The following is a 22,551-nucleotide window of genomic DNA, read 5'->3' on the forward strand; positions in this document are numbered from 1 at the left end:
CCGGGGCGTGCGCGGTGCCCGCTGCGGAGGCCGCCTCGGCGCGGGAGCCGCTCAGCGGCTCCGGGGCGAGTGCTGCTGCGGACGCAGCAGGAACCGCTGCGTCTTACCGCTGGAGGTCTTCGGCAGCTCGGCCACGAAGTGGACGTTCCGCGGATAGGCGTGCTTGGCGTACCGCTCCCTGACCAGCTGCTGCAGCTCGGCCGCGAGCGCGTCGCCCGCCTCCGTCCCGGGCCGTGGCACGACGAACGCCTCCACGACCTCGCCGTACTCCTCGTCCGGTACGCCGACCACGGCTGCCTCCGCCACCGCGGCGTGCTCCAGCAGCACGGTCTCCACCTCGAAGGGGCCGATGCGGTAACCCGCCATCAGGATGATGTCGTCGCCGCGCCCGGAGAAGAACAGATCGCCCTCCTCGTCGCGGGAGGCGGTGTCACCGGTGTAGAACCAGCGCCCGTCGGGGCTGAACTTCTCGGCGGTCTGCTCAGGGGCGTCGCGGTAGCCCTTGAACCACATCAGCGGGCTGTCCTCGATGTCCACCACGACCCGGCCGGGGATGTCCACACGGGCCAGCGCGGAGTTGGTGTCCTCGCGCAGCACCTTCACCCCCCAGCCGGGCAGCGGACGGCCCATGGAGCCGGGCTTGATGTCGTCGCGCAGGGCCGGGTGCCAGGCGTGGGCGATCACCATGCCCAGCTCGGTCGAGCCGTAGTGGTCGCGCACGGGGACCCCGAGCGTCTCCAGCGCCCAGTCGACGACGTCCGGGGGCAGCGGTTCGCCCGCCGCGGAGCAGCAGCGCAGCCGCAGATCGCCGGGGGCGGGGATGCCGGAGGCGCGCAGCTTGCGGTAGACGGTGGGCCCAGCGGCGAAGTTGGTGACCCCGAAGCGGGAGAGCACCTCCCAGGTGGACTCCGCGGAGAACAGGCCGTTCAACAGCAGTGCGCGCTGCCCGAGGGCGAGCGGCCCGATGAGCGCGTAGTACAGGCCGTACGCCCAGCCCGGGTCGGCGGCGTTCCAGAAGACGTCGGTGGGCCGGTGGTCCAGGCCGAACTGCTGGTACATCGAGAAGCCCGCGACGGCCCGCAGCGGGATCGGGACGGCCTTGGGGGTGCCCGCGGTACCCGAGGTGAACAGCTCCACGATGAGCCCGTCGCCGCCCACGGCCGCCGGTTCGGGCAGCGTGGCGTCTCCCTCGGCCAGTTCCGCGAAGGACAGGTCCGACCCGGTGACGGGCCCGGTGGTGACGATCCGCCAGGGGCGCTCGCCGGGGAAGCCCGACTCCGGGTCCAGCTTGGGGCGTTGGTCGGCGTCGCTGATCACGACCTTGGTGTCGTTGCCGGCGATCCGCAGCGCGATGGCCGGCGGGGCGAACGCGGTGAACAGCGGCACCTGCACGGCCCCGAGCCGCCAAATCGCAAGGCTCGCGACCAGCAGGTCGGCGGATTTGCCCATCAAGGTGGCGACGCGGTCGCCCACTCCGACTCCCAGGGCGGCCAGGGCACCGGCCATCCGCGACGAACGGTCCCGCAGCTCCCCGTACGTCATGTCGTGGCCGGTCAGGTCCTTGCCCACCACCGTGAACGCGACGGCGTCGTCCGGGTGCCTGTCGCACAGCAGGTACGCGGTGTTCGCCGCAGGCTCACCGAAGGTCTTGAGCAGGTCAGCCATGCGCTGTTCCGGGCTGGTCAAGAGGGCTCCTAGTGCTGGTATCCACGAATCGCGCCGGACGGGAGCCAGGGCCGGTGCCCGGCTTCGGGCGAGCGCGGACGCACCTCGGGGGCGCGGGCGCATCTCGCCTTCCGGGGTGGGCTGTTCCCGGGTTGCGCTGAGCCGAAGTCCCAGGCGGCAGCTCCCGTTGGCCTGTACACGCTATCGCGCTTTCCCACCGGTCCGGCAGCCGTCCTCCGGTACCGGGACCGGGACGACCTCCGCGAGCCGGAGCGGAGCCGATGCGGAGCCCGGAGCGGGAGCGGTGGGCGACGGCCCCGGCCGCCACCGACGCACTCTGGCGCCCCCTCTTTCCCCGCCTTACCTTGGGGCAGCGGTAGGCATACCGCTCGTACGGCTTGTCATGTCTGAGTTCCGAGACGCCCGACACGAGGTGAGCCTTGTTACTCCCCCGAAGACCCGTCGGCCGGTTGACCGTCGTCGCCACGGTCCTCGCCACCGCGGCGGCCATCGCCGCCGGACCCGCGCGGGCCACCCCCGATGACTTACCGTCGGCCGGTCCCGCCCGGCCGTCGCTGGTGCGGCCGATCGACCCGCAGCAGTGGCGCAACCCCGACGACATGACCTGGGCCGACTACCGTGCGGTCCCCGGAACGCGCTGGGCGGACCCCGACGTCAAGCCCACACAGCGCACCTTCAAGGGCGCGCTGGTGCTCCTGGACTATCCGGACGAGGAGTTCACGGTCAGCCGCCCGGCCGGATCCACCCTGTTCGGCAATCCGCAGGCCAGTGCCTCCGATATCCCCCGCGCTCGCCTCCCGCGCTTCTACCAGGACTTCCTCAACACACCTGGGCCGCTGAACAACGGTCACACCATCAACGAGTACTGGATGGAGGACTCCGGCGGCCGCATCGGTGTCGATCTGACCGCCTTCGGTGTGTACCGCATCCCGGGCAAGTCCTATCAGTACGGCATCGAGGACTCGATAAACCCGGGCGCCTGCCCGGCCGGGGACACCTGCGACAAGGACATCCGGGCCGACGGCAAGGCCGCCTGGGTGGCCGATGTCGGCGCCGACAAGGCGGACTCGTTCGACTTCGTCTTCTATCTCACCGCCGGGCAGGACGAGTCGTCCACCTGGCAGGAGTTCGGCCAGATGAAGTTCCCGAGCGCGGCGGACATACCCGCCGTCTGGGGGCCGCCGGCCACCGCGGGCGACAACTCCGCCCGGACCCGCTACGTACCGTGGACATCCTGGCAGTCCGCCGCCCGTATCTGGCCCAACGCCGCCGACGGGTCGTCGGTGCAGGCCGAGAGCTCCGGCATGGCCGTGTACGCCCATGAACTCAGCCATATCCTGGGCATCGGGGACAACTACAACAACCCGTACGGCACCCCCCTCAGCCGTTCGTACACCGGTATCTGGGGCATGCTCTCCCGCGGTTCGTTCAACGGCCCCGGCGGGCCGCACACTCGCTGGCAGATCCCCGCCACCGCCGGTGGTTCGATGGGCTCCCAGCATGTGCTGCGCGACAAGCTGAAGCTCGGCATCGTCGACGAGAAGAACGTCCTGCGGCTGGACCGCGACGCCCTGAAGAGCTCCGGCCTCGTCGTCGCCCGGGTCACCGCACGCTCGGCGCCACCGGGTGAGAAGGGGCTTTCCGGGGTCAATATCGCCCTGGGCCGCGATCTCTCGCCGTCCTGCGACAACGCCACCGACCCGCTGTGCGACGGCGGTGGCTACGACAACTACACCGTCGAGATCGTCGACCGCATGGGCATGGACTCGTTCACCCCGGATCACGGGGTGCTGCTCACCAAGACGAAGAACAAGGACCGGGCCCCGTTCGCCTGGGTGGTCGACGCGCATCCCGAGGACATCGACCTGGTGGACTTCCGGCGCCCCGACGGCACCACCCAGAAGATCACCATGGGCGACTACCGGCAGCTCAGCGATGCGCTCTTCCACGCCGGGGCCGACTCCGGCAGCCAGTACGAGTACCTCGACCGGGCCAACCGGCTGCACTTCTATGTGCTCGGCCTCAAGCGCGACCGGTCCGGAGTGCTCTCGTACACCATCGCGGTGAAGTCCCTCGACGGCGCGGGACCGCAGCGCCGCGGACTGGCCCTCCACCGTGGCGAGGCCAAGGGGGACGCCACCCGCTCCCGGGCCGTGTGCACCTTCGGTCTCGACAACACCGGGCGCGCTACGGGCAACCGGGCCGAAGCGGCGGCCACTTCGGTGGACTCGGATGTCTACCGGCTGTCGGCGAAGGCCGTGGGCCGGGGCTGGTCCGCCTGGCTGCCCAACCGACTCGCCACCGCCAGGGCCGGTGGATCAGTGGATGTCGAGGTGGCCGTGGCCGCGAAGAAGGGCGCCACGCGGCAGGGGGCGGTCGTGCTCAGTGCCCGCTCCGAAAGCGATCCGCACCGCACCGCCAAGGCGCTGTGCCGGCTGTCGAACCGCCGGTAGGGCGATGGATGACGAGTGACGTGTGAAACGGGTGACGGCCCGCCGGCATACGGCGGGCCGTCCCTGCTCTGCGGGCCGTCGGTGCTCGGTGGCCCTACTTTGTCTCGTCGGCCGCGGTCTGGATCGGCACCCGGAGGGTGTCGGGCTCACAGCCGGCCGTACCGGCGATGATCCGCGCCGCCCCCTTGGTGAGCGGCACCAGGCTCTGCTCGTCCACCTTGTCCGGGGTGTCCCGCGGATCGAAGATGTACATGGGCGTGGTGATCAGCTGCACCAGCGGCACACCCGTGTAGTAGAAGTAGGCGCCGTCGGTGGCCGGGTTCGGCGCGAAGGCGGTCGGCGACAGGATCCACGAGCGGCGCAGGTCCTCCGCCGCGAGGGACTCGGCCACCAACTGCTCCAGCTCGGGCGCCTGGGTGGTGAACCACCAGCGCACCTCGGGGTCGTCGGTGGGCACCACCTCTCCGTCGACCACCACCGCCTGGCGTGCGGCGTGTTCCAGATGCATTTCGAGGACGACCTGGGGAAACAGCTCGGGATGCGCCGCGATGAACGCCTGTGTGCCCGCGGCGCCCGCCATATGGCCGGACGTCAGCACGAACAGCATGTTGTGCGGTCGCAGCTCCTGGGGCACCGACGCCCAGAACTTGGCCTGCGCCAGGACGAGCGCGACCCCGGAGGCGTCCTCCACGGCCGATGCCCAGGGGCCGTCGTGGTGTGAGCCGATGATCAACCAGTGGTCGGAGGCGCCGGGCAGTGTGCCCACCACATTGTGGGTGGTCTCCTCGGTGATGGTGGCGTCGGAGACGATCCGGCCCTCGCACTCCCCCGACGCCATCAGCTCGCGGACCCGCTGCCCGTCCTGGCCACTCAGCCAGATGCCGGGGATGGGGCGTCGTTCGGCGTCATAGGGCCAGTAGAAGTCGCTGGTCTCCCAGGGCAGTCCGGTGAGCAGGCCGACGTAGGCCGTGGCACCGTCCTTGATGGCGATGTCGAAGTCCAGCACATGGGGAAGGTCGAACGGCACGGTCTGGACGAGGTCGGGGAACACGCCCTCGGGGTCGTAGGAACCGGTGGCCCGGGCCTGCACCTCGGTCTGCGGCAGCCGCGTGAAGCCGATCTCCTGGACCGCGATGGAGCCCCGCACCTCCCCGTCCTCCATCCGCACCAGCCGACCCTCGGTGCCCTCGGTCGGCGTGGTGTACGGCAGGGCGAGCCCCTCGAAGCGGATGACCTCATCGGGGCGGCCGGTGGGCCAGATCTCGAAGGCGGCGGACCGCGGCCGCCAGATAGGCGTGTCCAGCGGCTCCAGCCGCACATCCGCCAGCCCGGTCTCCCGGAACTGCTCCGCGGCCCACTCCTCGGTCCAGCCGTCGGCCGGATAGCCCGCCCGGCGAATGCCCTGGCCGACGATCAGTTCGATCCAGGCCATCATCTCCTTCGACGTGGGTGCCCGATCGAGGTACTTCTCCAGCGCCGGCCAGCCGCTCATCGTCATCCTCCTCATCGCCACGGTCCGGATTCATGCTCGACGGGCGGGCTAAAGCTGGGCTAACGCGAGCCCAGTGCGCCTCTTTTCGCGGGTCCCCCCTTTCCGTATCGGTTCGTATCAATCGGTTCGTATCAGGGAGGAGGCCAAGCCGGGCGTTAGACCCACTTTGGTGACGGCGCAAATGATGGTCGCCGTATCCGGAGTGGCCGCCTGGCAGGTGGCTCAGCCGCAGGTCAGCGCCCGATTGATGGTTGGGAGTCGAGTGTGCGCACCGAGAAGTCAGAGGAACGGGAACCGGATGGCACGGCCCGGCGGAGGAAGTGGAACCGGCGTGTCCCGGCAGGTGTCGTGGGCGTGGCCGCCGTGGGCCTGATCGCGCTCACCGTCTCCCCGGTGAACGCCGAGCCCGATACCAGAGCCAAACCGCCGCGCGGCAGGAATCCACTGCCCGCTCCTCCGCAGATCCGCGATCTCGACTTTCTGCTCGGCTCCTACACCTGCGAGTACACCCCACCGCCGGGCGGCACGGCGGCGGTGCTGAAGCTGACCACCAGGCGGGCGATGGGCGGGCATTACTTCTACACGGACGCCACCCTCGAACCCGGAAACGTGGTCGGCCGTTCGACCTTCGGCTGGAATCCCGTCGACGGGAAATTCATCAACCAGTACCACGACAACTGGGGTTCCTCCGGAAACTACACCTCGTCCGGCTGGAAGGACGGCCACCTGATATTCAAGGGTCCCCTCACCCAGGTGATCACACCGAATGCCACGGGACAGACATCGGGCGTGAAGCTGGACCTCATGGATGACTACCAGGTGCTCGGTCGAGGGCATTTCAAGAACTCCACGAGCTTCACCTTCCCCGACGGAAGTACCTTGCACGGCAGTTACGACTGCCGCCGCCAATAGCGTTCAGCGTTCCGGACCGAGGGAAGTGGGGGTGGCCGACCATGGCGAGCAATGAAGAGAAGCTGCTCGACTATCTGAAGCGGGTGACGGCGGATCTCCGTCAGACCCAGCGCCGTCTCAAGGATGTCGAGTCCGCGGGGCATGAGCCGGTCGCGATCGTGGGAATGTCCTGCCGCTTTCCCGGAGGCGTACGGTCCCCCGAAGAGCTGTGGGAACTGGTCGCCACCGAGCGGGACGCCATCTCGGAACTCCCGACCGACCGCAATTGGGATCTGGAGAATCTGTTCCATCCCGACCCGGAGCACCCGGGGACGAGTTATACGCGCGAGGGCGGCTTTATCGACGACCCCGCGGGATTCGACGCCACGTTCTTCGGCATCAGCCCCCGCGAGGCTCTCGGGATGGCCCCGCAGCAGCGGCTGGCCCTGGAGGCATCCTGGGAGGCCATCGAGCACGCCGGTGTCGACCCGGAGTCGCTGCGTGGCAGCCGGACGGGCACCTTCATCGGCTGCGATCACCTCGACTACTGCTCCGACGCCTCCCAGGTGCCCGAGGGTTCGGCCGGCTACTTCACCATCGGCAACTCCGCCAGTGTGGTGTCCGGCCGGGTGGCGTACACCCTCGGTCTGGAGGGCGCCGCGGTGACGGTGGACACCGCGTGCTCCTCCTCCCTCGTCGCCATGCATCTGGCCTGCCAGGCGATCCGGCAGGGCGAATGCGATATGGCGCTGGCCGGGGGCGTGGCCGTGATGTCCTCCACGGCGCCGTTCATCGGCTTCAGCGAGCTGCGAGGGCTCGCCCCGGACGGCAGGTCCAAGGCGTTCTCGGCCAACAGCGACGGCATGACCCTGGCCGAGGGCGTGGGCGTCCTGCTGCTGGAGCGGCTGTCGGAGGCGCGCCGCAACGGCCACCAGGTGCTGGCCGTGATCCGGGGCACGGCGGTCAACCAGGACGGCGCCAGCAACGGCCTGACCGCGCCGAACGGGCCGTCGCAGCAGCGGGTGATCCGGCAGGCGCTCGCCAACGCCCGGCTGTCACCGTCCGAAGTGGACGCGGTCGAGGCGCATGGCACGGGGACCACGTTGGGTGACCCGATCGAGGCGCAGGCGCTGCTGGCCACCTACGGACAGGAGCGGGACGAGGGACGTCCGCTGTGGCTGGGGTCCATCAAGTCCAACATCGGGCATGCGCAGATGGCTGCGGGTGCGGCCGGTGTCATCAAGATGGTGATGGCGATGCGGCATGGGGTGCTGCCCGCCTCGCTGCACATCGACGAGCCGACACCGCATGTGGACTGGAACGCGGGTGATGTCCATCTGCTGACCGAGGCGCGGGAGTGGCCGCGGGGCGAGCATCCGCGCCGGGCGGGGGTCTCCTCGTTCGGTATCAGCGGGACGAACGCCCATCTGATCCTGGAGCAGGCCCCCGAGGAGGCCGAGACGGCGCTCGGGGACCTGGGGACGGAGCCGGTGGCCGCCGGGGCGGAGCCGGTGGCGGTGGAACCGGTGGCCGCCGAGGCGGAGCCCGTCGCGGTCCCGGTGGAGCCGGTGGGCGGGCCGGTGCCGTGGGTGGTGTCGGCGCGCGGTACGGAGGCGCTACGGGGCCAGGCGCGGGCGCTGGCCCCACGGGTGAACGCCGACCCGGGGGTGAGCGCTGCGGAGGTGGGCTGGTCCCTGCTGCGGACCAGAACACTCTTCGACCACCGGGCCGTGGTGATCGGCCAGGACCGTGCGGAGCTGGTGGCGGGGCTGGAAGCACTGGCCACCGGAGAGCCGCATCCGGGCCTCGTGCACTCCGGACAGGCCGCCGAGGCCGTCGGGCAGACCGTGTTCCTGTTCAGCGGGCAGGGCAGTCAGCGCCCCGGGATGGGCGCCGAACTCTACGACCGCTTCCCCGTCTTCGCGGCGGCTTTCGATGAGGTCTGCGGTCTTCTCGATCCTCATCTGGAGCACCCGCTGCGGGAGCTGGTCTTCAGCCGCGACCCCGCAGACGCGGCGCTGCTGGACCACACCACCTACGCCCAGGCCGGACTGTTCGCCCTTCATATCGCCCTGGCCCGGCTGCTCGACTCGGTCGGCGTACGCCCCGACGCCGTCATCGGCCACTCCATCGGCGAGATCGCCGCCGCCCATGTCGCCGGAGTCTTCGACCTCCCCGATGCCTGCCGTCTCGTCGCCGCCCGCGCCACCCTGATGGGTGGGCTTCCCGAGGGCGGAGGCATGGCCACCATCGCGGCCACCCCCGACGAACTCGCCGAGGACCTGGCCGGATACAACGGCCACGTGGGCATCGCCGCCCTCAACACCCCCGGCAACACCGTCATCTCCGGCCCGATCGACCTCGTCGCCGACATCAGCAACTCCTGGGCCGAACGTGGCCGCAAAACGCGCACCCTCACGGTCAGCCACGCCTTCCACTCCCCCTTGATGGAACCGATTCTGGAGCCCTTCGAGGAGGCGATCAGCGGGCTGACCTACCACCCGCCCACCATCCCCCTCATCAGCAACCTCACCGGACAACCAGCGGATGAACACATCACCACCCCCGAATACTGGGCCCAGCACATCCGCCAACCCGTCCATTTCCACCCCGCCATCACCCACACCGCACCCCACACCAGCACCTACCTCGAACTCGGCCCCGACCCCGTTCTCGCCACCGCAACCCAGCACACCCTCCACCACCACACCACGACCAATAACGAGCAGAACAACGCCACCGACCGGCCGACGCCGCTGATCACGTCCGCCCTCACCCGTAAGCGGCCCGAGGGACAGGCCCTCACCCACGCCCTCGCCCGGCTGCACACCGCCGGTGTCGAAGTCGACTGGACCAGTTGGTTCCCCGTCGACCCGGCGCCCCAGGTGGTCGGGTTGCCGACGTATGCCTTCCAGCACCAGCGCTTCTGGCTGGCCCCGCCCGCCGCCCGTACGAGCTTCGAGGGGGCTGCCGAGGACCCGGCCGAGGCGCAGCTCTGGCATGCCATCGAAGAGCTCGACGTCGACACCCTCACCAGCACGCTCCAACTGGAGAAGGGCAGCCCCGGCATCGACGCCCTGCTGCCCGCACTCCCCGTGCTGTCCGCCTGGCGGCGTCAGCACCGTGAACGCTCCACCATCGACTCCTGGCGCTACCGGGCCACTTGGCAACAGCTCCCCGACCCGGCCGCACCGGCCCTGACGGGCACCTGGCTGGTGGTCGTCCCTGTCGGACAGGAGGAGCACGCGACGGTCCGGGTCACCGTCCAGGCGCTGCGGGCGCACGGCGCCACGGCGCTCCCGTTGGCGGTCGCAGCTCATGACGTCGATCGTGCCGCGCTCCACGAACGCCTCGGTCGGCTGACCGAGGAGTCCCAGCCCGCCGGAGTCATCAGCCTGCTCGCCCTCGACCAGGAACCGCTCGTCGGCCACTCCGCGGTGTCCGCCGGGCTCGGCGCCACCACCGCTCTCCTCCAGGCTCTCGGTGACGCCGACATCAGCGCCCCCCTGTGGTGCGTCACGCAGGGCGCCGTCGGCACCGGTCGCAGCGACCTCCTCCCCCACCCCGAGCAGTCGCAGATCTGGGGGTTCGGCCGCGTGGCCGCGCTGGAACATCCGCAGCGCTGGGGCGGACTCATCGATCTGCCCGCCACCATGACCCACCACACCGCGGGTCGGCTGGCAGCCCTTCTCGTACCCGGGCAGCCCGAGGACCAGGCCGCCATCCGCACCACCGGAACGTACGCGCGCCGCCTCACCCGTGTGCCCGCCGTCGACACCGCCCCCGCCCCCTGGGACCCGTCGGGCACCACGCTCATCACCGGCGGCACCGGGGGTCTCGGCGCCCAGCTCGCCCGCTGGCTGGCCCACCGGGGCGCGCCCCATCTCCACCTCATCAGCCGTTCCGGACCCGACGCGCCCGGCGCGTCCGAGCTCAGCGAGGAGCTCACCGCTCTGGGCACGGACGTCACCATCACCGCCTGCGACGCCTCCGACCGCGACGCAGTCCGGCAGCTCATCGACACCGTCCCCGCCGAACACCCCCTCACCGCCGTCTTCCACACCGCCGGCACGATGGAACTCGGGCAGATCAGCGAGCTGGGCCCCGGGCGATTGCAGTCCGTTCTGCGGTCCAAGGCCCTGGCCGCCGCTCATCTGCACGACCTCACCCAGCACCTCGATCTCACGGCCTTCGTTCTCTTCTCGTCGAACGCCGCCACCTGGGGCAGCGGCCAACAGGCCGCCTACGCCGCCGCGAACACCTACCTGGACGCGCTCGCCGAACACCGCCATACGCGGGGCCTGCCCGCCACCAGCCTCGCCTGGGGCCCGTGGGGCGAGGCAGGCATGGCCGCCGACCAGCACACGCTCTCCCACCTCAAGCGGCGCGGTCTCTCGCCGCTCCCCACCGACCTCGCCATCGCGTCGTTGCATCACGCCCTGACACACCACGACACCGCCGTCACGATCGCGGATGTCGACTGGGCGAGGTTCGGCGGTACGTTCACCGCGCAGCGCCCGAGTCCGTTCCTCGCCCGTCTGATGCCGTCGACCGCGGAGCCCGCCACGCCCACGGACACCGCCGACGACAATCCGTTGCGGCAGCAGCTCGGCGCGGCGTCGGCCGCACAGCGGCACCAGATCCTGGTCCGCCATGTCCAGACCCTGGCCGCGACGATCCTCGGCCACTCCGGTCTGGACGCGATTCCCCCGGCGCAGCCCTTCCAGGAGCTGGGTTTCGACTCCCTCACCGCGGTTGAGCTGCGCAATCAGCTCGCCGCCACCACGGGCCTCCCGCTCGCCCCGGCTCTGGTCTTCGACCATCCGACGCCGAATGCGCTCGCCACCTATCTGGGCGCCGAACTGACGGGCCAGAAGGCCGCCGTCACCAGCCATACGGCGTCCGCGGCCGCCGACGACGAGCCGATCGCGATCGTCGGCATGGCCTGCCGCTACCCGGGCGGCGTGCGCTCACCGGAGGAGCTGTGGGAGCTGGTCGCCGCCGGCCGGGACGCCGTCGGGGAGATGCCCACCGACCGTGACTGGGATCTGAACACCCTCTTCGACCCCGACCCCGAGCGTCTGGGCACCAGCTATGCGCGCGAGGGCGGCTTCCTCCACGACGCGGCCGGGTTCGACGCGGCGTTCTTCGGCATCAGTCCGCGCGAAGCGCTCGCCATGGACCCCCAGCAGCGCCTGCTTCTGGAAACCGCCTGGGAGACCTTCGAGAACGCGGGCCTGGACCGGGACACGCTCGCCGGAAGCGTCACCGGCGTCTTCGCGGGCGGCACCTATCAGGGCTACGGCGCCTCCGGAAGCTCCTCGGCGCGGGAGGTCGAGGGGTATCTGCTCGCGGGCGGTACGCCGAGTGTCATGTCCGGCCGCGTGGCGTACGCGTTCGGCCTCGAAGGGCCTGCGGTCACGGTGGACACGGCCTGCTCGTCCTCGCTGGTGGCCATGCATCTGGCGGCTCAGTCGCTGCGGCAGGGCGAATGCACGATGGCGCTGGCGGGTGGCGTGACGGTGATGGCCACGCCGACCACCTTCATCGAGTTCTCCCGCCAGCGCGGTCTGGCGGCCGACGGCCGGTGCAAGCCGTTCGCATCGGCGGCCGACGGCACCGGCTGGGGCGAGGGCGCCGGGCTTCTGCTGCTGGAACGGCTGTCGGACGCGCGGCGCAACGGCCACCGGGTGATGGCTGTCCTCCGGGGCTCCGCGGTCAACCAGGACGGCACCAGCAACGGCCTGACCGCACCGAACGGACCCTCACAGCAGCGGGTCATCGGCCAGGCGCTCGCCAACGCCCGGCTGTCGCCCGCAGAGGTCGATGTGGTGGAGGGGCACGGCACCGGGACCACGCTCGGCGATCCGATCGAGGCGCAGGCGCTGCTGGCCACGTACGGGCAGGAGCGGGACGAGGGACGTCCGCTGTGGCTCGGCTCCATCAAGTCCAACATCGGCCACACCCAGGCCGCCGCCGGAGTGGCCGGTGTCATCAAGATGGTGATGGCGATGCGGCACGGGGTGCTGCCCGCCTCACTGCACATCGACGAGCCGACACCCCATGCCGACTGGAACGCGGGCGATGTCCACCTGCTGACCAAGGCGCGGGAGTGGCCACGGGACGAACATCCACGCCGGGCAGGGGTCTCCTCCTTCGGTATCAGTGGAACCAATGCGCATGTCATCGTGGAGCAGGCCCCCGAGGAGCCGGTGGCGGTCGAAGCCGTCGAGGCGGAGCCGGTGGGCGGGCCGGTGCCGTGGGTGGTGTCGGCGCGCGGTACGGAGGCGCTACGGGACCAGGCCCGAGCGTTGGCCACACGGGTGAACGCCGACCCGGGGGTGAGCGCTGCGGATCTAGGCTGGTCGCTGCTGCGGACCAGAACGCTCTTCGACCAGCGCGCGGTGGTGATCGGCCAGGACCGTGCGGAGCTGGTGGCGGGACTGGAGGCACTGGCCGCCGGAGAGCCGCATCCGGGCCTGGTGGAGCCCGGGGAGACGACTGGCGTTGCGACCGGGCAGACCGTGTTCCTCTTCAGCGGGCAGGGCAGCCAGCGCCCCGGCATGGGCGCCGAACTCTACGACCGCTTCCCCATCTTCGCCGAAGCCTTCGACGAGGTCTGCGGCCTGCTCGATCCGCATCTCGAACATCCGCTACGGCAGGTGGTCTTCGACCCCGACGCGGAGCGTGCCGGGTTGCTGGACCACACCACCTACGCCCAGGCCGGACTGTTCGCCCTTCATATCGCCCTGGCACGACTGCTCGACTCGGTCGGCGTACGCCCCGACGCCGTCATCGGCCACTCTATCGGCGAGATCGCCGCCGCCCATGTCGCCGGAGTCTTCGACCTCCCCGACGCCTGCCACCTCGTCGCCGCCCGCGCCACCCTCATGGGAGGACTCCCCGAGGGCGGAGGCATGGCCACCATCGCGGCCACCCCCGACGAACTCGCCGAGGACCTAGCCGGATACGACGGCCACGTGGGCATCGCCGCCCTCAACACCCCCGGCAACACCGTCATCTCCGGCCCGATCGACCTCGTCGCCGACATCAGCAACTCCTGGGCCGAACGTGGCCGCAAAACGCGCACCCTCACGGTCAGCCACGCCTTCCACTCCCCCTTGATGGACCCCATCCTCGAGCCCTTCAAGGAGGCAATCAGCGGGCTCACCTACCACCCACCCACCATCCCCCTCATCAGCAACCTCACCGGACAACCAGCGGATGAACACATCACCACCCCCGAATACTGGACCCAGCACATCCGCCAACCCGTCCACTTCCACCCCGCCATCACCCACACCGCACCCCACACCAGCACCTACCTCGAACTCGGCCCCGACCCCGTTCTCGCCACCGCAACCCACCACACCCTCCACCACCACACCGCCGAAAACCCCACCAATCGGCCGACACCCCTGACCACATCCACCCTCGCCCATAAGCGGCCCGACACACAGGCCCTCACCCACACCCTCGCCCGGCTGCACACCGCCGGTGCCGAAGTCGACTGGACCAGCTGGTACCCCGCCACCCCCACCCCCCGCACCATCGACCTCCCCACCTACGCCTTCCAACACCAGCACTACTGGCTGTCGTCGGCCTCCTCCTCGGACCCGACGCCCACCGAGGCGGCTCTGGTCGACAGGGAGTTCTGGGAGGCGGTGGAGCGCGAGGATCTGGAAGCGCTCGCGGCGACCATTGATTCACCGGCGGATCAGCAGCCCATGCTGGGCGCTGTTCTCCCGACGCTGTCCGCCTGGCGGCGGCATCACCGGGAGCAGTCGATCATCAATTCCTGGCGGTATCAGACCACCTGGAAGCGCCTCTCCGCGCCGTCCGCGCCTCCGGCCCTCTCCGGCACCTGGCTGCTGATCGTCCCCGCCGGTCAATCCGACCATCCTGCCGTGGCAACCGCCGAGCAGGCCCTGACCGCCCACGGCGCTATCCCGCTCCGCCATGTGCTCGACGCCCACACTGTCGATCGCGACGCCTTGGCGGACCACCTCACCCGTCTGTCCGCGGAGGGCGAACCCACCGGAGTGCTGAGCCTGCTCGCCCTCGACGAGGAGCCGCACCCCGACTACGCCGCCGTGCCCTCCGGCCTGGCCGCGACCACCGCGCTCGTCCAGGCCCTCGGCGACGCCGAGATCCCGGCGCCGCTGTGGTGCCTCACCCAGGGCGCCGTCGCCACCGGTCCCGGCGATCCGCTCCCGAGCCCGCGGCAGGCGCAGACATGGGGACTGGGCCGCGCCGCGGCCCTGGAACACCCTCGCCGCTGGGGTGGCCTGATCGACCTCCCGACCGTCATCGACCACCACACCTCCGGCCGGTTGGCCGCCCTGCTCACCCCCGGCCGACCGGAGGACCAGACCGCCATCCGCGCCACCGGCAGCTACGCCCGGCGCCTCCGCAGGGCCGGCGCCCCCACCGCTGCCCCCATTACCTGGCAGCCCACGGGTACCACGCTCATCACCGGCGGCACCGGCGGTCTCGGCGCCCATGTCGCCCGCTGGCTCGCCCACCACGGCGCACCCCATCTCCACCTCATCAGCCGCTCCGGACCCGACGCCCCCGGCGCCACCCAACTCGCCCAAGAACTCACCACCCTGGGCACCACCGTCACCATCACCGCCTGCGACGCCTCCGACCGCACCGCACTCCAGCACCTCCTCGACACCATCCCCACCGCACACCCCCTCACCGCCGTCATCCACGCCGCCGGAACGTCGGACACCGAGCTCATCGCCGATCTGGGGCCGGAGCGACTGCAGCATGTGCTCGGGCCCAAGGCCCTGGCCGCCGCTCATCTGCATGAGCTGACGCAGGGGCTCGACCTCAGCGCTTTCGTGCTCTTCTCGTCCGGCGCGGCCGCGTGGGGCGGCAGTCGGCAAGGCGCCTACGCCGCCGCGAACACCTATCTCGACGCCCTCGCCGAGCACCGCCGCGCCCGGGGACTCCCCGCCACCAGCCTCGCCTGGGGCCCCTGGGGCGACGCGGGCATGGCCGCCGACGAGACGGCGCTCGCGTTCTACGGCCGACGTGGACTGTCCCCGCTGAGCCCCGAACTGGCCGTGGCATCGCTCCAACACGCGCTGGACCACCGTGACACCACGATCACCGTCGCGGACATCGACTGGGAGAAGTTCCCGGCGGCCTTCACCGCTCAGCGGCCCAGTCCGCTGCTCGACGACCTGAACACGGCCACCGAGAACCCGACCGAGCGAACCACCAGCGCGTCCATGGACCCCTCCAGCGGCGCCTCGCTCCAGCAGCGGCTCTCCGCCGGCACCCCCGAGCAGCAGCACCAACTCCTGCTCGAGCGGATCCAGTCCCTCGCGGCCTCGATCCTGGGCCATTCCGGGCCGGACGCCATTCCGCCCGCCCAGCCGTTCCAGGAGCTCGGGTTCGACTCCCTGACCGCCGTGGAGCTGCGCAACCAGCTCGCCACCGCCACCGGAATCGACCTCTCACCCGCGCTCGTCTTCGACCACCCCACACCCAACGCCCTCGCGACGTACCTGCGCGCCGAACTCACGGGCCAGCAGATCGCCGTCGCCGCTCACAGCCCCACCACGGCCGCCCAGGACGATCCGATCGCGATCGTCGGCATGGCCTGCCGCTACCCCGGCGACGCGCACTCCCCGAAGGATCTGTGGGACCTGGTCGTCGCCCATCGCGATGCCATCGCGGAGATGCCCACCGACCGCAACTGGGATCTGAACGCGCTCTACGACCCCGACCCCGACCGCGCGGGGACGAGCTATGTCCGGGAGGGCGGTTTCCTCTATCAGGCGGCCGAGTTCGATCCCGTGTTCTTCGGCATCAGCCCGCGCGAGGCGGTCGCCATGGACCCCCAGCAGCGCCTGCTTCTGGAAACCGCCTGGGAGACCTTCGAGAACGCGGGCCTGGACCGGGACACCCTCGCGGGCAGCAACACGGGAGTGTTCGCGGGGGTGACATCGCAGGACTATCTGTCCCTCACCGGCGATACGGCGAGCGACGTCGAAGGCTATGTCGCCACGGGCAATATCGGCAGCGTGGTATCCGGCCGGGTGGCGTACTCGTTCGGCCTCGAAGGCCCTGCGGTGACGGTGGACACGGCGTGCTCGTCCTCGCTGGTGGCGATGCATCTGGCGGCCCAGGCGCTGCGGCAGGGCGAATGCACGATGGCGCTGGCGGGTGGCGTGACGGTGATGGCCACCCCGGGCGCGTTCGTCGAATTCTCCCGCCAGCGCGGTCTGGCGCCCGACGCGCGGTGCAAGCCGTTCGCGGCTGCGGCGGACGGCATGGTGTGGGGCGAGGGCGCCGGTCTCGTACTGCTGGAACGGCTGTCGGACGCGCGGCGCAACGGCCACCAGGTGATGGCTGTCGTCCGTGGCTCGGCCGTCAACCAGGACGGCACCAGCAACGGCCTGACCGCGCCGAACGGACCCTCGCAGCAGCGGGTGATCCGGCAGGCGCTCGCCAACGCCCGGCTGTCACCGTCCGAGGTGGACGCGGTGGAGGCGCACGGTACGGGCACGACGCTGGGTGACCCGATCGAGGCGCAGGCCCTGCTGGCCACGTACGGCCAGGGCAGGCCGGAGGACCGGCCGCTGTGGCTCGGCTCCATCAAGTCCAACATCGGCCACACCCAGGCCGCCGCCGGCGTGGCCGGGGTCATCAAGATGGTGATGGCGATGCGGCATGGAGTGCTGCCCGCCTCACTGCACATCGACGAGCCGACACCCCATGTCGACTGGAACGCGGGCGACCTGAGCCTGCTCACCGAACCCGTCCCATGGCCCCAGGGCGAACGGCCCCGGCGGGCGGGGGTCTCCTCCTTCGGCATCTCCGGTACGAACGCCCATCTCATCCTTGAGCAGGCCCCCGAGCCGATCGAGCCCGCCCCTGTATCGAATGTCGCCGGTGTGGAGCCGTGGGTGATTTCCGCACAGAGCGAGGCGGCGCTGCGGGGCCAGGCGCGAGCCTTGACCGGGCACATCAGCAGCGACCCCGAGGTGACACCGGCCGAGGTGGGCTGGTCCCTGCTGCGGACGAGGACGCTCTTCGACCAGAGGGCTGTGGTCATCGGCCAGGATCGCGACGAACTGGTCGCGGGGCTGGAAGCACTGGCCGCCGGGGAACCACATCCGGGCCTGGTGGAGCCCGGAGAGACCCCCGATGCGACCGGCCAAACGGTGTTCCTCTTCAGCGGGCAGGGCAGTCAGCGCCCCCGCATGGGCGCCGAACTCTACGACCGCTTCCCCATCTTCGCCGAAGCCTTCGACGAGGTCTGCGGCCTGCTCGATCCCCACCTGGAGCACCCCCTACGGGAGCTGGTCTTCAGCCAAGACCCCGAACAAGCGGCGCTGCTGGACCACACCACCTACGCCCAAGCCGGACTGTTCGCCCTGCACATCGCCCTGGCCCGGCTGCTCGACTCGGTCGGCGTACGCCCCGACGCCGTCATCGGCCACTCCATCGGCGAGATCGCCGCCGCCCACATCGCCGGAGTCTTCGACCTCCCCGACGCCTGCCACCTCGTCGCCGCCCGCGCCACCCTCATGGGAGGACTCCCCGAGGGCGGAGGCATGGCCACCATCGCGGCCACCCCCGACGAACTCGCCGAAGACCTAGCCCGATACGACGGCCACGTGGGCATCGCCGCCCTGAACACCCCAGGCAACACCGTCATCTCCGGACCGATCGACCTCGTCACCGACATCAGCGCCACCTGGGCAGCCAAGGGCCGTAAGACCAAGACACTGGCAGTCAGCCACGCCTTCCACTCCCCCTTGATGGACCCCATCCTCGAGCCCTTCAAGGAGGCAATCAGCGGGCTCACCTACCACCCACCCACCATCCCCCTCATCAGCAACCTCACCGGACAACCAGCCGACAACCACATCACCACCCCCGACTACTGGACCCAACACATCCGCCAACCCGTCCACTTCCACCCCGCCATCACCCACACCGCACCCCACACCAGCACCTACCTCGAACTCGGCCCCGACCCCATCCTCACCACCGCAACCCACCACACCCTCCACCACCACACCACCACCAACACCGAGCAGAACAACGCCACCGACCGGCCGACGCCCCTGACCACTTCCACCCTCACCCGCAAGCAACCCGACGCACAGGCCCTCACCCACACCCTCGCCCAACTCCACACCAGCGGAACCACCATCGACTGGACCAGCTGGTACCCCGCCACCCCCACCCCCCGCACCATCGACCTCCCCACCTACGCCTTCCAACACCAGCACTACTGGCTCGCCCCGCCCGCTCCGCGCGCCGACGCTCATGCCAACGGCCATGACCCGGCCGAGGCCAGGCTCTGGAACGCCATCGAGGAGCTCGACGTCGATGCCCTCACCAGCACACTCCAACTGGAGAAGGACAGCCCCGGCGTCGACGCCCTGCTGCCGGCGCTCCCCGTACTGTCGACCTGGCGGCGCCGGCACCGCGAACGGTCCACCATCGACTCGTGGCGCTATCGCGTCGTGTGGAGGCAGTTGCAGGACCCCGCCACCGCGCCGACGCTCAGCGGGACCTGGCTGCTGCTCGTGCCCTCAGGGCTGGAGGACCACCCGGCCGTCCACGCCGCCGTCCAGGCGCTCGACGCCCATGGCGCGGCCCATGAGCTTCTGTCGGTCGACGGCGCGGACGCCCGGCGCGATGCCCTTGCCCCACTGGTCTCGCATCTGCCCGACGGCAGCACACCCGAGGGCGTTCTGAGTCTGCTCGCACTCGACCAGACGCCCCACCCCGACCACCCGGCCGTCCCCCTGGGGCTGGCCGCGACGGCCGCGCTCGTCCAAGCCCTCAGCCGGACGGCGCTGGGCGCGCCCCTGTGGTGCGTCACTCAGGGTGCGGTGGCCGCCGTCGCCACCGATCCGCTCCCCCACCCGCACCAGGCCCAGATCTGGGGTATGGGCCGGGTCGCGGCGCTGGAACACCCTCACCTCTGGGGCGGTCTCATCGACCTCCCGGCCGTCGCCGACGCCCGCACCACCGCCCGTATCGCCGCCGCGCTGGTGCCCGGGCAGCCCGAGGACCAGGTGGCCATCCGCTCCACCGCCCTGGCCCGCCGCCTTGAGCGCGCCGCCTGCCCGGACACCGCACCCACCGCGTGGCGCCCCACCGGGACGACCCTGATCACCGGCGGCACCGGTGGTCTCGGCGCCCATGTCGCCCGCTGGCTCGCCCACCACGGCGCACCCCATCTCCACCTCATCAGCCGCTCCGGACCCGACGCCCCCGGCGCCACCCAACTCGCCCAAGAACTCACCACCCTGGGCACCACCGTCACCATCACCGCCTGCGACGTCACCGACCGCACCGCACTCCAGCACCTCCTCGACACCATCCCCACCGCACACCCCCTCACCGCCGTCATCCACGCCGCCGGTATCGCGGAGAACACCCCGCTCGCCGAGGTGGATCTGCCGGGGATCGAGGCGGTGCTGCGGCCCAAGGCACTCGCGGCCACCCTTCTCCATGAACTCACCGAGGATCTCGACCTCAGCGCCTTCGTGCTCTTCTCGTCCGGCGCGGCCGCCTGGGGCGGGAGCCGACAGCCCTCCTACGCCGCCGCCAACGCCTATCTCGACGCCCTCGCCGAGCACCGCCGCGCCCGGGGACTCCCCGCCACCAGCCTCGCCTGGGCACCGTGGAGCGATGCGGGCATGGCCGCCGACGAGGCCGTCGTCGAGTACTACCGCCGGCGCGGGATGCGTCCCCTGGACACCGATCTCGCCATCGCCTCGCTCCAGCACTCCCTCGACCACGGCGACACCACGGTCACCATCGCGGACATCGACTGGGAGAGGTTCCCGGCCGGTTTCACCGCACAGCGGCCCAGCCCGCTGCTGTCCGACCTGGCCGCCGCCGCGTCGCCAGGCGCCGATGCCGCCCCGGACGACGCCGCGGCCGTGAGCAGCTCGCTTCAGCGGCAGCTGGCCACCGGCACCCCCACCCAGCAGCATCAGCTTCTCCTCCATCACATCCAGACGCATGCCGCGGCGATCCTCGGCCACCCCACCATCGATGCCGTTCCACCCGCCCAGCCGTTCCAGGAGCTGGGATTCGACTCCCTCACGGCCGTCGAATTCGGGCATCGGCTCTCCGCCGCCACCGGTCTCGACCTTCCGCCCACCCTGGTCTTCGACCACCCCACCCCCAAGGAGCTGGCCGACTTTCTGCGCGAGCGGCTCGTCGAGGGGGAGCTGAGCTCCGAGGGACATCTGCTGTCGGAGCTCGACCGGTGGGACGCGGTCTCGGCGCCCTCGACGGTGGACGAGGCGGCCCGTCGGCGGATCACGGGGCGACTGCGGCTGCTGCTGGCCAAGTGGAGCGACACGGAACGGGAAACGGAGCGTTCCGCGGCCCACAGCGAGCTCGAGACGGCGACGGCAGAAGACATCTTCGACCTCATCTCCGACGAGTTCGGAAAGTCGTGAGCCCGATGACCCCCATCCTCCGCGACGCGCCAAGGAGCCTCCGCTAGATGTCGAACGAAGAGAAGCTGCTCGACCACCTCAAGTGGGTCACGGCCGAGTTGCGCCAGACCCGTGAGCGTCTGCGGGAGGCCGAGTCCGCCGAGCCGGAGCCCATCGCGATCGTGGGCATGGCCTGCCGCTATCCGGGTGGGGTGCGGTCGCCGGAGGAGCTGTGGCGGCTGGTGCGGGACGGGGAGGACGCCGTCTCCGGCTTTCCCACGGACCGGGGGTGGGGCACCGAGGAGCTGTTCGACCCGGACCCCGAAAGCTATGGGAAGTCCTATGTGGACCAGGGCGGATTCTGCTACGACGCGACCGAATTCGACGCGGCCTTCTTCGACATCAGCCCCCGCGAGGCCCAGGCCATGGACCCCCAGCAGCGGCTGCTGCTGGAGACCGCGTGGGAGGCGTTCGAACGCGCCGGGCTCAATCGGGAGTCGCTGAGCGGCAGTAACACCGGGGTGTTCGCCGGGGTGGGTTCGCATGACTATCTGTCGGTCATCGGCAACATCACCAGCGAGGTGGAGGGCTACGTCGGCGCCGGGAACCTCGGCAGTGTGGTGTCCGGCCGCGTCGCGTACTCACTCGGCCTCGAGGGTCCGGCGGTCACGGTGGACACCGCGTGTTCCTCATCGCTGGTCGCCATCCACCTGGCCTCTCAGGCGCTGCGCCACGGCGAATGCGATCTGGCCCTGGCCGGCGGGGTGGCCGTGATGGCGACGCCCGGCGCGTTCATCGAGTTCTCCCGTCAGCGTGGCATGGCCCCGGACGGCCGTTGCAAGCCGTTCGCGGCGGCTGCCGATGGCACCGGATGGGGCGAGGGCGCCGGGTTGATCGTCCTGGAGCGCCTATGTGAGGCGCAGCGCCGCAACCGCCGTATTCTCGGGGTGATCCGGGGTTCGGCGGTCAACCAGGACGGCGCGAGCAACGGTCTCACGGCGCCCAACGGGCCCTCGCAGCAGAGGGTGATCCGGCAGGCGCTGGCGAACGCGCGGCTGTCCGCCGCCGAGGTGGACGCGGTCGACGGACACGGCACCGGGACCACGCTCGGCGACCCGATCGAGGCGCAGGCGCTGCTGGCCACGTACGGCCAGGGCAGGCCGGAGGACGGGCCGCTGTGGCTCGGCTCGATCAAGTCCAACCTGGGGCACACCCAGGCCGCCGCCGGTGCGGCCAGTGTGATCAAGATGGTGATGGCGATGCGGCATGAGCTGCTGCCCGCCTCGCTGCACATCGACGAGCCGACGCCCCATGCCGACTGGGCGTCGGGTGCGGTGCGGCTGCTCACCGAGTCGGTGCCCTGGCCGCGAGGGGAGCGTCCACGCCGGGCCGGTGTGTCGGCGTTCGGCATCTCCGGTACGAACGCTCATCTGATCCTTGAGCAGGCCCCCGAACCGGCCGAGACCGCCCCCGCGCCGGACACCTCGCCGGGCGGTGTTGCGGCGGGTGGTGTGGTGCCATGGGTGGTGTCCGGACGTGGCCGTGAGGCATTGCGCGGCCAGGCCGCGGCACTGGCCGAACGAGTGGCCGCCAA

General features: G+C 70.7%; 6 protein-coding genes. 4 read left to right on the forward strand and 2 right to left on the reverse strand.

What is annotated here, in order from left to right; genetic code table 11:
• Nucleotides 1-51 precede the first annotated feature (51 nt).
• Complete coding sequence (locus tag J5X86_RS26885; protein WP_208519290.1) at nucleotides 52-1,686, reverse strand: AMP-binding protein; 1,635 nt, start codon at nucleotides 1,684-1,686, stop codon at nucleotides 52-54.
• 449 nt (nucleotides 1,687-2,135) lie between these two features.
• Between J5X86_RS26885 and J5X86_RS26890 the strand changes: the two genes are divergently transcribed.
• Nucleotides 2,136-4,139 carry a M6 family metalloprotease domain-containing protein gene (locus J5X86_RS26890; protein WP_243981457.1) on the forward strand — a complete coding sequence of 668 codons (2,004 nt, stop codon included), beginning with the start codon at nucleotides 2,136-2,138 and terminating at the stop codon, nucleotides 4,137-4,139.
• Nucleotides 4,140-4,233: 94 nt separating this feature from the next.
• Here the strand turns inward: J5X86_RS26890 and J5X86_RS26895 are convergent, their stop codons facing one another.
• The gene (locus J5X86_RS26895) at nucleotides 4,234-5,631 is read right to left on the reverse strand and encodes a M28 family metallopeptidase (RefSeq protein ID WP_208519292.1); all 1,398 of its coding nucleotides are present in this window, start codon (nucleotides 5,629-5,631) and stop codon (nucleotides 4,234-4,236) included.
• A gap of 354 nt (nucleotides 5,632-5,985) precedes the next feature.
• Here J5X86_RS26895 and J5X86_RS26900 point away from each other — a divergent pair, with 354 nt between their 5' ends.
• The 3 genes from J5X86_RS26900 to J5X86_RS26910 form a co-directional block, all read left to right on the forward strand.
• On the forward strand, nucleotides 5,986-6,543 hold the full coding sequence (locus J5X86_RS26900; protein WP_308124737.1) for a hypothetical protein: 558 nt from the start codon (nucleotides 5,986-5,988) through the stop codon (nucleotides 6,541-6,543).
• Nucleotides 6,544-6,584: 41 nt separating this feature from the next.
• Nucleotides 6,585-20,978 (forward strand): type I polyketide synthase, encoded by a 14,394-nt coding sequence (locus J5X86_RS26905; protein WP_208519294.1) that lies wholly within the window; start codon nucleotides 6,585-6,587, stop codon nucleotides 20,976-20,978.
• Between the two features lie 47 nt (nucleotides 20,979-21,025).
• A partial coding sequence (locus J5X86_RS26910) for a beta-ketoacyl synthase N-terminal-like domain-containing protein (protein ID WP_208519295.1) occupies nucleotides 21,026-22,551 on the forward strand: 1,526 nt, incomplete at its 3' end.

It is taken from the genome of Streptomyces sp. NEAU-YJ-81 (assembly GCF_017592595.1).
GTDB classification, from domain to species: Bacteria; Actinomycetota; Actinomycetes; order Streptomycetales; family Streptomycetaceae; genus Streptomyces; species Streptomyces hygroscopicus_B.

Bases quoted from the DNA above. Each gene is read 5' to 3' on its own strand.
- J5X86_RS26895 (WP_208519292.1), bottom strand. From the start codon at position 5,631: ATGAGCGGCTGGCCGGCGCTGGAGAAGTACCTCGATCGGGCACCCACG.
- J5X86_RS26905 (WP_208519294.1), top strand. From the start codon at position 6,585: ATGGCGAGCAATGAAGAGAAGCTGCTCGACTATCTGAAGCGGGTGACG.